Source organism: Haloarcula sp. Atlit-47R (assembly GCF_003665985.1).
Taxonomy (GTDB): Archaea; Halobacteriota; Halobacteria; order Halobacteriales; family Haloarculaceae; genus Haloarcula; species Haloarcula taiwanensis.
Genome location: NZ_QPLQ01000001.1, coordinates 522354 through 535214, shown reverse-complemented (window position 1 = coordinate 535214; position 12861 = coordinate 522354). Strand labels below are relative to the sequence as shown.

10 protein-coding genes are annotated in these 12861 nt (G+C 63.7%); 3 read left to right on the top strand and 7 right to left on the bottom strand.

The annotated features are described in order from the left end of the window. Positions 1 to 74 precede the first annotated feature (74 nt). The gene (locus DVK00_RS02740; protein ID WP_121511546.1) at positions 75 to 374 is read left to right on the top strand and encodes a hypothetical protein; all 300 of its coding nucleotides are present in this window, start codon (positions 75 to 77) and stop codon (positions 372 to 374) included. 16 nt (positions 375 to 390) lie between these two features. Here DVK00_RS02740 and hpt read toward each other — a convergent pair whose 3' ends face one another. After that, positions 391 to 939 carry a hypoxanthine/guanine phosphoribosyltransferase gene (hpt, locus tag DVK00_RS02735; RefSeq protein WP_101350802.1) on the bottom strand — a complete coding sequence of 183 codons (549 nt, stop codon included), beginning with the start codon at positions 937 to 939 and terminating at the stop codon, positions 391 to 393. A gap of 107 nt (positions 940 to 1046) precedes the next feature. After that, positions 1047 to 2570, bottom strand: coding sequence for an NAD(P)/FAD-dependent oxidoreductase (locus DVK00_RS02730; RefSeq protein ID WP_121511547.1), 1524 nt, complete (start codon positions 2568 to 2570; stop codon positions 1047 to 1049). Between the two features lie 148 nt (positions 2571 to 2718). On the opposite strand from DVK00_RS02730, the gene DVK00_RS02725 reads away from it, so the two are divergent. Further along, complete coding sequence (locus tag DVK00_RS02725; RefSeq protein WP_121577200.1) at positions 2719 to 3783, top strand: Brp/Blh family beta-carotene 15,15'-dioxygenase; 1065 nt, start codon at positions 2719 to 2721, stop codon at positions 3781 to 3783. 78 nt (positions 3784 to 3861) lie between these two features. Beyond that, entirely contained in the window at positions 3862 to 5052 is a 1191-nt protein-coding gene (gene eis / locus DVK00_RS02720; protein ID WP_121511549.1) for an enhanced intracellular survival protein Eis, read from the top strand. Positions 5053 to 5060: 8 nt separating this feature from the next. Here eis and DVK00_RS02715 read toward each other — a convergent pair whose 3' ends face one another. From DVK00_RS02715 to DVK00_RS02695, 5 genes are all read right to left on the bottom strand, one after another. Beyond that, a complete protein-coding gene (locus DVK00_RS02715; protein WP_121577199.1) occupies positions 5061 to 6437 on the bottom strand; it encodes a hemolysin family protein in 1377 nt (458 codons plus the stop codon). Between the two features lie 54 nt (positions 6438 to 6491). Continuing rightward, a complete protein-coding gene (locus DVK00_RS02710; RefSeq protein WP_101350797.1) occupies positions 6492 to 8081 on the bottom strand; it encodes an oleate hydratase in 1590 nt (529 codons plus the stop codon). 122 nt (positions 8082 to 8203) lie between these two features. Next, the gene (locus DVK00_RS02705; RefSeq protein WP_101350796.1) at positions 8204 to 8845 is read right to left on the bottom strand and encodes a helix-turn-helix domain-containing protein; all 642 of its coding nucleotides are present in this window, start codon (positions 8843 to 8845) and stop codon (positions 8204 to 8206) included. 197 nt (positions 8846 to 9042) lie between these two features. Next, positions 9043 to 11475 (bottom strand): methyl-accepting chemotaxis protein, encoded by a 2433-nt coding sequence (locus tag DVK00_RS02700; RefSeq protein WP_233560748.1) that lies wholly within the window; start codon positions 11473 to 11475, stop codon positions 9043 to 9045. A 6-nt stretch (positions 11476 to 11481) separates the two neighbouring features. Next, a complete protein-coding gene (locus DVK00_RS02695; protein WP_232794478.1) occupies positions 11482 to 12501 on the bottom strand; it encodes a glycine betaine ABC transporter substrate-binding protein in 1020 nt (339 codons plus the stop codon). Between the last annotated feature and the right edge of the window lie 360 nt (positions 12502 to 12861).

Genomic DNA, 12861 nt, shown 5'->3' with positions numbered 1-12861 from the left:
AGAGCCTTTCTCGGCTCCCGCTTGGTCGGAGCGCCAGCGCTCGCTTTTTCACTCCTGCCGCCGACAGCCAGCGTATGCCCGACGATTCGGACCCCGAGGCGAACCTCGAACAGTGGAAATCGGCGATGCAGGAAGAACACGCCGAGGCCATCGCGAACCCGGACCCCGACGAGACCCACCGCATCGAGGGCGTGGCACAGGTCACGTATCGGGTGACCTTCGACTACGACGCCGCCGAGGACGCGCTCGAACGGGCCAGCGCCGAGGAGGTCGACGACCTGACCGACCCCGAACTGCTCTCCTGTGCGTGCGGGGTCCGCGGGATGACCCCCGAGGAGGCTCGGGAGCACATGGCCGCCGTCGAACAGGGGTAGGTAGCCGCCCGGCGTCTCAGTCGTGGATTGTGACGCCGTCTTGGTCGACCGAGATGTCGACCAGGCTGGTCACCTCGTAGTCGGTGTCGTCCAGCGCGGACTCGCCCTGTTTCCGGAAGACGACGACGATATCGGAGATGTTCGCGCCGATGCCGTCCAGCGCCTCGCAGATGGCGGCCATCGTCCCGCCGGTCGAGAGCAGGTCGTCGACGATGAGCAGGTCGTCGCCCGCCTCAATGTCGTTGATGAACATCTCCGACTCGGAGTAGCCGGTGGTCTTGTGCAGCGGGACCTCGTCGTCGAGGCCGTAGGAGCGCTTGCGGATGACCACCAGCGGGATATCGGTCTGTAGCGAGAGCGCGGTCGCGATGTGGATGCCCATCGCCTCCGGCGCGACGATTTTGTCCACGTCGAGGTCGGCTGCCCGCGTCACGCCGACGACGACCTCGCGGAGGAGTTCCGGTTCCAGCATCGGCACGCCGTTGCTGAGCGGGTGGACCAGGTAGGAGTACCCGTCCTTGTCGATTATCGGGGCCTCGTGCAGCGACTCGCGAAGCTTCTCCATGCCTCCGTTTCCCGAAGGGGGACAATAAACCGTTCGAGGCTCCGGCGTGGTGTGTGCCGCGATAGCGCACTGTGAGCCGGCCCACGAACTGCCACTCGGTCGCGGCGTCAGTCGGCCGTCGAGGCCGAGCGGTCCCCCGCCGTCTCGAAGGGGCTGTCCTCGATGACGTCCCGGGCGGTGTGTTCGCCGCTGATGAGGCACATCGGCATCCCGATGCCGGGGGTCGTGTAGGCTCCGGTGTAGTAGAGCCCGTCCAGGCCGGCGCGGTGGCCGGGGCGGAGCGGTCCGGTCTGGAACAGGGTGTGGGCCAGCCCGAGCGCCGTCCCCTGCGGGTCGCCAAAGCGGTCTGCGAATTCGCTGACACACGCCGTCTCCTCAACGACGATGCGGTCGCGGAGGTCCACGCCGGTCTGTTCGGCGAGGTCGTCAAGAATGAACTCCCGGTATTCTTCGCGGACCTCGGGACCGTCGTCCAGCCCCGGCGCGATGGGGACGAGGACGACGACGGCGTGGTGGCCATCGGGAGCGACCGTCTCATCGGTCTGCGACGCGACAGAGAGATAGTACGCGGGCTCGTCGGGCCACGCTGGCCGGTCGAATATCTGCTCGAAGTGGTCGTCCCAGTCCGTCGGCAGGACCAGTGAGTGGTGGGCCAGCGGCTCCACGCTCCCCTCGACGCCGAGATACAGCATGAACGCCGACGGCGCGTAGGTCTGGTCGTCCCAGTATTCGGGGTCGTGGTCGCGTGCGGCGGCGTCGAGCAGATTCTGCTCGGTGTAGGCCGGGTTGGCGTTGCTGACCACGAGGTCGGCGGTGACGACGCCGTTCTCGGTAGTCAGTTCGAACGCCCCCGCCTCGCCGGCGATGTGCTGGACCTCGGTCCCAGTCTGAATATCGACACCGAGTTCGCGGGCGAGCGACCCGAGGCTGTCGACGACGCCGGCGATGCCGCCCTCCGGGTAGAACACGTTCATGTTCAGGTCGACGTGGCTCATGATGCTGTACAGCGCCGGCGTGTTGTACGGGGCCCCGCCGAGAAACACCAGCGTGTATTCGAGCAACTGCCGGAGCTTTGGGTGGTCGATGTAGCGGCTGACGTAGTCGTCCATCGAGCCGAACAGCCGCGCCCGCGGCGCGAGCGGGAGGAGGTCGGTGTCGACGTAGTCCCGCAGTCGCTCGCGGCCCTCGTAGACGACCCGGTCCATCGCGAGGTCGTAGTTCTGTTCGGCCCGTTCGAGATACTCGGCCAGCGCGTCGCCGGCCCCGTCCTCGTAAGACTCGAACACCTCACGGGCGTTCTCTCTGTTGGGCCGAATCGTCACGCGGTCCCCGTCCTTCCAGAACACCCGGTACTGGGGGTCCAGCCGCTCCAGTTCGTAGTAGTCGCTCGGCTCGCGGTCGAAGTGGCCGAAGAAGCGCTCGAACACGTCGGGCATCAGGTACCACGACGGGCCGGTGTCGAACCGGAAGCCGTCGCGTTCGAGGACGCCCGCGTGGCCGCCGAGACGGTCGTGGCGTTCGAGCAGTCGCACGTCGGCCCCGGCGTCGGCGAGGTAGCACGCCGCCGAGAGGCCGCCGAAGCCGCCGCCGACGACGGTCACCGTCCGGTCCTGTGAGAGGGCATCACGCATAACAAGCGCTAGCGACTATTGCTGAAAAAGGGTTGTCTGGATTCTCAGGACCTCACAACAGACACTGTCATCATTAATCCACTGGGCCGTTCCCAGTTCTCTGGAATCGCTTGTTTCGTTTATTGTGAATATTTCCCTAGCTCGCGATATGGCAACGACCGGCCTGGAGTCCCTCTGGCAGCGGCATCGGGATACCGACCGCCATCCGTCGCTCCTGCTCTCTCGGGCGAGCCTGCTGGTACTCGCTGTCACGTTCGGGCTCCTCGGCGCTGCCGAGGTCAGAGTTCCGCTCCGGGCCCAGATGGTGGTGTACCTCGTCGGGATGGTCGCGCTCAATCTCCCCCACGGCGGCTACGAGCACTTCGAGAACCTCCGCCGCCGTCGCCCATCGTTTCGCTGGCGCTACGTCGCGGTGTATCTGGCGGCTATCGGCGGGTTCGTCGGCCTGTTCCTCGCCGCGCCAGTCGCCGGCCTCGCGCTGGCGCTGACCGTCGCCATGGCGAAGGGTGGCCTCGGCGGCCTGCAGGTGCTGGAGGCCACGAGCGGTACCGCCCATCTCCAGACCCGGTTCCAGCGTGGTCTGGCAGCGGCCGTCCGGGGTGGCGCAGTGATGCTCGTCCCGATCGTGTTCTGGCCGGAGACGTTCCACGCGTTCAGTTCGTTGATGGTCGGCCTCGTCGAACCTGGTGCCCTCTCGTCGTACGCAGGGTCATTCGACACAACTCGGCTCGTCATCGGGTCGGGGTACGGACTCGCCCTGACGGCGCATATCGTGCTGGGCTACGTGCGCGGCGGCGGCCGCTCCTGGCTTGTCGATGCCGGAGAGTCGCTGCTGCTTGCGGTATACTTCGCGTTCGTTCCGGTCCTCGTCGCCGTCGGCCTGTACTTCCCGTTCTGGTACTCCGCGCGGCAGGTGGCGCGGACGGCGTCCGTCGAGACAGAACCGGTCGGGGACGAGCGCTGGGACCTGCTCGGCGGCGCGGATGCCTCGACCGTCGCACTGCGCGCCTGGCTCGTCCTCGTCGTCGGGGCGCTTGCCACTTTCGGCGTCCTTGTCGCCGTCTACTGGGCGTTCCCGAACCCGCTGGGGACGGGCAACGCGCTTCCCGGCGCGGTAGCGTTCTGGAGTATGTTCATCAGTATCGTCGCGCTCCCGCACATCGTTGTCGGGTCACTCCTCGATCGGGGCCGAGGTATCTGGTACGTGCCGTGACGGCCCACTCCCGCGAAGGACTGCGACACCGACCCGCAGATGACTAGATTTCTGTAGCTGGCGGACACCCGGGACAGTATGTCCGAGTTCCGCCCCATCCCGACGACCGACCGCGAGGCCTGTCAGTGGATACTCCAGTACGCGTTCACGCCCGAAACAGGTCCGGTGACGCCGGACCCGGACGGCGACTGGCCGCCATCGCTGTTCGACCAGCGAGGCCTCTACGACGGCGACACGCTTCGAGCAGTCTGCAAACTGTACTATCTCGACACGACCGTTCGCGGCGAAGCGGCGACGGTCGGTGGCCTCGGCGCGGTCGCGACGCCGCCCGAGCACCGCGGGCAGGGATACGCCGCCGACCTCTGTCGGCACGCATTGCGTGAGTACCGCGAGGCGGATGTCGGCTTCGTCACCCTCTGGCCGTTCTCGACCCCGTTCTACCGCCGTCTGGGCTGGGGGACGGCGAACACCTACCGCCGCTTCGACCTGCCGCCGTCGGCGCTCCCGGACCACTCCATTGCCGGGCAGCTGGTCCGCCTCGACGCCGACGACTGGGAGCGGCTCCGTCGGGTCGAGTCTGTTGCAGCCGCCGGGACGGCGCTTTCGCTCCGCCGCTCGGAGGCGTGGTGGCGCGAGCGGACGCTCGCCGACTGGGACGGCGACGGCGTCCCGTACTGCTACGGCTACGAACGCGACGGCGACCTCCGTGGCTATCTCGTGTACACCGTCGCGGACGATGCTGCCCACACGCTCTCGGTTTCGAACTTCGCGGCCGTCGACGAGGAGGCCCGCCGCGCACTGCTTGCGTTCCTCGGGAATCACGGCGCGCAGGTCGAGCGCGTCACGCTCCAGTTGCCTCCCGACGCCGACCTTCTCCATCGCGTCGACGACCCCGGCGCGGTCGACTGCACGGTCGAGGCCGGGCCGATGGTTCGGCTTACCGACGTTGGGTACCTCGAACGTCTCGACTGGCCCGGGGGCGACCTCGACTGTACGCTCTCGGTCAGCGACCCGCTGCTGGACCGCAACGACGGCCTGTTCCGACTGTCTGTGAGCGGTGGGACCGCGACGGTCGACCCGCTCTCACCTGCCGACTCGCCAGCCGACGTGACCGTCGACATCGGGACGCTCTCCCAACTGGCGGTCGGAACACACGGGGTCGCTGCCGCTGAACGCCTGGCCGGGCTGGAGATACGGGACGCGTCCGCTCGCGATCCGCTCGCGGACGTCTTCGAGTCCGAATCCGTCTACCTAGGCGAGTTCTTCTGAGCGGTCGCTTACCCGGCCGACGGTGAGTCGTCAGCGCCGTTACTGATAACAACCGTCGAGATGCGGGTGCCGTCGACGCTCGTTACTTCGAACACGTATCCGCCCGCTTCGGCGGTGTCGCCGACCTCCGGGGCGCGGTCGAGTTGACTGAGCACCAACCCGCCGACGGTTTCGACCGCGTCCCCGTCGAGGTCGACACCGAGAGCCTCGCTGACTGTTGACAGCGGGACGCCGCCGTCGGCGTCGTAGCTCCCGTCGCTTTGCTTGCGGATGGCGTGCTCGCGTCCGTCGACGTCGAATTCGTCGCGAAGGTCGCCGACGACGGCCTCGACCACGTCCTCGATGGTCGCGATGCCTTCGAGCGACCCCCATTCGTCGATGACCGCGGCCATCTGCCGGCGGTCCTGCCTGAACTGCAACAGGAGGTCGTTGATAGCTGTCGTCTCCGGGACGACCGGTATCTCGCGGGCGATGTCGCCGGCAGTCGCGTTCTCGGTGCCTTCCTCGCCGGCTCGCAGCACGTCCTTGACGTCGATGAACCCGACGATCTGATCGCTATCGTCGGCTTCGACCACCGGATAGCGGGTGTGTCCTTCGTCGAGAACGACCGCCCGGATATCCGACAGTGTGGCGTCGGCCGGCACGCTCACAACGTCGGGCCGCGGGACCATGACTTCCCGGACGACAGTATCGTCGAGGTCGAACACGCGCTCTATCATATCGACCTCCGCCGCGTCGATATTCCCTTCCTCGCCAGACCGAGCCAGCACCCGTCGTATCTCACGCTCGCCGAGCGTCTCGTCCGTTTCCGAGGCCGCCGGGACACCCAGCAACTGCGTAAAGGCGTTGGCCGAGCCGTTGAACACGACGATACCGGGGTAGAACAGGTAGTAAAACAGCTTCATCGGCGGTGCGAGCAGCAGCGAGAGCCGCTCAGTCCGGGCAATTGCGAACGTCTTCGGCGCGAGTTCCCCGAAGACGACGTGGAGGAACGTGATGATACTGAATCCGACTGCGAACGCCACGAGGTGGAGGAGGCTCTCCGGCAGTAGCGGAGCCAGCACAGGTTCCAGCAGCGCCGCGACGGCGGGCTCACCGACCCATCCCAGCCCCAGCGAAGCAAGCGTAATGCCGAGCTGGGTCACTGCGAGGTAGTTGTCCAGGTCTGCCATCACTGCCTGAAGCGAGCCTGCGCCGGCCCGCCCCTCGTCGGCGAGCTGTTCGACCGACGTGCCGCGAACGCGAACAAAAGCGAACTCAGCGGCGACAAAAAAGCCGTTCAGTCCCACGAGCACCAGCGCTACGAAGAGTTGCGCCGCAGAAAGCGCGAGGTTTACCATCGAACCCTCCAGGCGGGGCGCGTCGATATGTACATACACACCCATCTCCGTCACCGCACTAAAATACTGGAATATCCGCGTCCGTACCGCGCTCGCTTCTCAGCGGTACGCGGCACGGACAGTGTCTGCGATGACACCCGGCTTCCGGTAGTGTTTGGTCACCGGAGGCACCTCCCGGTCGAGATCGAGCATCTCGTAGACGGCGGTCATCGCCGACCGGACCGAGTACTCGACAGTGAACACCACGTCCCGCGGCTGTTCGGCGTACTGTCCGAGGAACGCCAGATTGTTCGACCCGTCCGGGACGACCTCGGGCCGGTCACCGGGCTCCCGGGGCTGGAAGTGCGCCGTGATGAACGGCATCATCGCCGGGATACAGGTCACGTCGTCGAGTAGCTCCGGGAGCCGGTCCTCGCACTGCAGGTGGTAACACAGCTCTTGGAGGATCTCCCGGCCGGTACACTCGGACATCGGTTTCTCCACGTAGTTCCCCTCGCGGTCCGGGAACAGCGCGTAGCCCCAGAAGACCTTCACGTCGTCCGGCTGGTTCGCGAAGTGGGGCTGTGCGGCGACGACCGTCGACAACAGCCAGTTCGACCCGAGGTAGGTGACGAGCCCGTTGCCCGGTTCCTCGCTGGTGAAATCGACGATGTGGTCGAACAAGTCGGTGTTGTGCAGGGTAACGGTGAACGACTCCCATTTCGTCTCCGTGACGTTATCGGCGAACACTGACGGATTGCCGAACTGTGGATTGTCCTCGGCGATGGACTTCCACAGCTCCCACGACGCCCCGGTCTCGTTCAGCTCTGGGGCCTCGTCCATCCCGCCAATAGACGAACCGTCGGTCATCGACCCGTTCGTCACGAACACGAGGTCGGACGGCTCGACGGGGACCGACTCGGTGCCGCTGTTGGTCTCACAGTAGAGCCGCTCGACAGTGCGCCCCGTCCGCGACGGGACGATGTCCATATCGGTCACCTCGTGGCCGTACTCGAAGGAGACGCCCCTGTCTTCGAGCCAGCGCCGGAGTGGGAGAATCATCGAGTCGTACTGGTTGTACTTCGTCCGGTCGATGCCCTCCATGGTGTGCAAGCGCGGGAACTCGTGGAGGAACCGGTACATGTACCGCCGAACTTCGGCGACGCTGTGCCACGGCTGGAACGCGAAGATGGTCGCCCAGACGTACCAGAAGTTCGTCTCCAGGAACGACTCGTCGAACCACTCCTCGATGCGCGTGTCACCGAGTCGCGGTTCGGGCGTGAGGAGCAACCGAGCTATCGACTGTCGATGCTGGCTCGTCAGTCCGTACTCGCCCGCGTCGATCCGCTCGCCCTCGTGCATCAGCCGCGTTTTCGCGTACGAGGGGTGCGCTTCGTTGAACTCGTCCATCACGTCTTTGACCGACCGCGAGTCGTCTTCGAGTGACGGAATCGTCTCGAAGAGGTCCCACGTACACTCGTACGTCGGATAGTTGAACATCCTGCCGCCCCGGATCAGGTACGCCTCCTCCGGGTCGCCGGCACCGTCCATCGCGCCACCGACGACGTCCAGCTTTTCGTAGACATGGATGTTTTCGCCGGGCATGTTGCCGTCCCGTACTAGGAACGCCGCGCCGGCGAGAGAGGCGATACCGCCGCCGACGAAGTGTGCGTCGCGGTCAGTGACGTGTGGGTGCTGGTGGCCAGTCATATTGAATCACCGTCATGTAGTCCTACACAAGTCCCAGCCCTAACGGTTGCCAACATATGTACAGCAATTTATAAGAGGGGGTATCTCACCGGAACAGCTCCGCTCTGACCGGGCAGCTGTCACTATTCGGAACTGGCAATCGTGTGGTCGATCAACTGGTCCGTTCCACGACGGAGGCGCTCCGAGATGGCGGACGTGGTCGCGTCGAGTTCCCTCGCGAGTTCCGACAGGTCTGCCTCGCGGGGGACGGCGAAGTATCCCTGTCGGTTGGCTGCCAGTAGTGCTTCTCGTTGCGGGGCGGTGAGTCCGTAGTCGTCGCCGCCGTGTTCCGTCTCACAGAGCCGGTGCGGGCGGAACGTGACACTGCTTGACTGACAGGCGTCACGAAACGCTTCGAGGTCCGCTCGGTCGGCGAACTGTGTGCTCACCTTCCACCCGTGCTCGGTCACGAGCGCACCCATCGGATACGTCTGCCGGTCGACGAGCTGGGTGTACATCTCGACGTAATCCGTATCGAGGACGACCCGATACCGCGACTCGACGATAGCCGAGTCCATGGCGACAAACTCCACGACCGACTCGTCGCCGAGCAATGCCGATTCGAGCGCGTCCGGTTCGACGCCCGTCGCAGAGAACACGAGTGCCGGCTCGTCGGTCGTCCCGGAAACGACGTTGTCGACGATCAATCGGGTGTTCAGCTCAGCGGCGACCGCACAGAGCGGCATATCCGCGGACTGCAACTCGAATTCACAGATGACGCTCATGTGTATTATTCAGCCGACCGAAATAAAGGCATACTGGGGATTCTCACGCGCCGAAACTGACCGCCGGTATCGGAGTCGTTCGACGAACATCTACTGGGACGCGTTGCGCGTTGTGGTGGCTACACGTAGCGAAACGTCACAGGAAAACGGATGTTCCGGGCTTCCCCGAGCGTCAATCTGTGTTTCCGCTGTTACCGTCAGCGGTGTCGGGACTGCTCGTTCCCATCGACCGCGACGTCAAACTCCGACAGGAGTGCCTTGAGCTGCTCGGCCTGTCCGCTCAGCGATTTGATGCTGTCGTTGATTTCCGACATCGAGGCCGCCTGCTCCTCTGCGGCGGCGGACACGCTCTGTACCTCGTCGGCGGTAGATTCACTGAGGTCAGCAACCTCCTCGGTCATCGATACCGCTTCTTCAGTGCTGGCGGCCTGGTCGTCAGTCGTGTCACTGATTTCCTGAACGCCGGCGTCCGTTTTGTCGGCGTACTCCGATACCTCTGTGAACGCCGACATGACCTCTTCAACTGCATCGATGCCTGCCTCCATCGATTCTTCAGCCACTTTGGCTTCGTCGACAGTTGTCTCCGTCTGTGACTGGATGTCGGTAATGAGTTGTTCTATTTCGGTCGCCGATGCCTGCGTTTCCCCGGCGAGTTCCTTGACCTCGTCGGCCACGACGGCGAACCCTTCGCCGTCTTTGTCGGCACGCGCAGCTTCGATGTTCGCGTTCAACGCGAGCATGTTCGTCTGCTCGGCGATGTCCGCGATCAGCTCGACGATGGTGCTGATCTCCGCCATCTGCTCGTCTAACCGTTCGACGTTCTCGACAGTCGCGTCGATTGCTTCCTGTACTCTGTGCGAACTTTCGAGGGCGTCTCTGGCCGTTTCCTCGCCTTTTCGGGCGACGTCAGCGGTCTGATTCGAGTGCTCCGCAACCGAGTCAGCGGACGCAGCTACCTCTTCGATAGCTGCCGAAAGGTCAGTCATCTCTCCCGAGACTGTGTCCAGCATATCGCGTTGCTCGTCGGCGGCAGCCGCGATCTCCTGAACTGATTCGCTGACCTCGCCGCTCGCACGCTCGGCGTCAGCCGCCCCGACTTCGGCCTCCTCGCTGGCGGCTGTGACGGTCTCCGCGAACTTCTGAATGTCGACGATAGTGCGTTCCCACTGTGTGAGCATATCGTTGAACGAGGACGCGATAGCCGCCATCGCCTCGTTATCGGTCTCGTCTTCGGGGAGACGCCGGGTCAGGTCGCCGTCCGCGCACGCTTCCATCACGTCGCTGTATACCTCTGCTTGCTGTTCGAGTTCCGCCGCGAGTGCCTCGGCCTCTTCCTTTGCCTGCTCGGCGCGGGCACGCTCTTCTTCCGCCTCCTCCCGGGCGTCTGTCGCCTGCTCGCGGGCGGCCTCGGCTTCGTCGATTTTTGAGACGAGTGCGTCGCGCATACTCCCGATAGACGTGAACAACTGCCCGATCTCGTCCCGGCGAGAGCTCGAAACGTCGACATCGTACTCTCCCTGCTCGATGGCAGTAGCGGCCGCAGAGAGCTGTTGCACGGATGTCGCCGTGTTCCGTCCAATCGTTCCACCAATGACGACTACACCACCGAGCGCGACCAGAATGAACGCCAAGATATCAGTCCGAATCTGCTCGCTCAGCGCGAACGCGTTCGCCGCAGGCGCATGCTTGATAACGACCCAGTTTGTGCCGGGAATGGTCGCGTATGCGGCGACGTGCTCGGTGTCAAGCACTGCGTCTTTTGTCGGCGCGTCGGTGAAGGTGCCCTGTTCGGTAGCCGTGCTGATCTCTGGGATGTCAGCCTGTGACTTGTTCGAGATGTACGGCTGTCCAACAGCACCGGTGCCAGCGTCGGAGAACAACACCTCAGTCGAACTCGATGTCGGGCGGACCACCTGTGTGAACGTCCCGTCGATACCAGTGCTGAACTGCTTGCTCAGGTCGCTGGCGTCGTACTCGACCACGAGTACGTGTGTGAAGTCGGCGGCGACACTCATCGAACTGACCACTCGCTTGCCGTTCGCGTTCGTGTACGGGTTCGATGAAACCACTGTGTCGCGGCCGATAGACCGAGTCCGGTCGACCCACGGATGTGCGTCCGATGTGACACGCGTTCCGCGGAGTGTTTCGTCAGTACTTGCCACAATCCTTGCCTCCCCCGCTGTGCCGACAGTGGGGTCTGCAAGGTGGACGGCAGCGACGCGGTCGGACTGGAGCTCATCCGCGGCGAGCCGTTCCGTGTAGGCCTGCTGGTCTTCGCGCGTCGCGTTGAAACCGAGCAGCGGATTGTTTGACGCGACGAGCACCGGCCGCTCGTTGCGCTCAATCCACTCGTTCAACAGGCCGGACTCGGCGTTGACCTCCTGTACGAGCTGTTGTGCCGTGTCGTCTTCGAGTGTGGCAGTTGCGTTCCCCTGCACCCAGAACCCGCCGGCCGCGATGAGTACCACGATCACGAGCAACGCAACAGCGAACTTGACGAGGTACGACCGGACTGGCAGCAGCGCAACGGCTTTCGCTCGCTCCAGCGCTGTCGTGTCCGAGGCCGCTGACGCTGTCGCGTCTGCTGATTCGTCGTCACCGTCGCCTGAATGTGCTGTAGATTCTTCCATACTGATTCAGATGAAGCCGTTGGCCGTGAGGTGGTCAACAACCGCCTGCTGGCTGCCGACCTCGGTTGCGTGACTGTTCAGCTCTTGCATCGTTTTCGCGTCCGGAATGGCGTCCGGCATCTTGTTCAGCGCCGACACCACGGCGTCCGTCGCGACGTCCTCGTGAACGACGCCGACCGGGTGGAAAAACGGCCAGAAGTTCCGGTCGTCATCGAGGTACACGATGTCTTCAACGGTTGTGAGCCACGCGCTGGTGCTGTACCCGAAGCTGAGGTCGGCGTAGCCTTCGTCGACAGCCGTACCAGCCGCCTGTGCCGACGCCGCCTCGATAAACTCCTGTTCTGCTTCCCAGCGCTCCACATGCTCGGCCTCAAACCCGTAGTAATCAAGCAAGGCATCGAAACCGTCACTACGAGTCTTGAACCCGTCGCCAAACGCCGGCCGGATATCGTAGTTCCCGTCGTTGACGTAACCGGCGAGGTCACTGATTGTCTCGATCCCGGTCCCTTCGATAGCGTCCTCGCGGATGAACACGGCCCACGTGTTCTGCCAGTCTGCGCGGTCGAGAATTCGAATCGGGTGTTCCGACTCCATCTCGGACTTCAACGCTTCGTACTGTTCATCTGGTGTCTCGAAGTCGGCTTCGTCGTGCTTGGGCGGGTGCGCAGCCCACAGTGACCCCATGTAATCGTAGTACGCGTGGATATCGCCGACCTGATACGCCTCGGCGTGTGCAGCGTTCCCGCCGAAGCCAGTTTCGTCTACAAGACTCACACCCGTATTGTTCGCGAGCAATTCGTAGGCGATGTACCCGAGATTTAGTTGCTCTGTGTAGCCTTTCGAACTGACAACGACGGACATCGAGCCGTCGGTGGACCCGGCGGCTTCAGCTTCGCTCTCGGCTGTACTTGATTCCGTCTCTCCGCCAGTCGAACAGCCGACCAGCGTGGCGGCTCCGCCAGTTGCGAGCATCCCGAGTAACCGTCGCCGGCTCCCGGTCCATTGTTCCTTTCTTTCATCTACCATTGCTCAACTCGTCGCTAATGATAATCAAAAAAACCGTTGCCGAGAATATCAACATTGATAGCAAAACAATAAAATCGTGTACAATTTAGTCCCTAACTGTTGGGGATCTCCACAGAGGGGACTCTCTACAGGAGAGTCATCGCAGTCGCTGTCGTCCCAGATCCAGATCATGTCAGTCGCAACCGAACCACAGAGATACCCGTGGCAAACGGTCGTCGGCTACAGCTACCAGTTGGAGCAAGAGCCTCGGCACTCACGACTCACAATCTATCCATAGTGAATGTGTTTAGCGCGGCTATAGACGCCGCTCAATCCGTAAACCGTTCACTCTATTCTACTACTTGGGGGCCTCGTAATCGT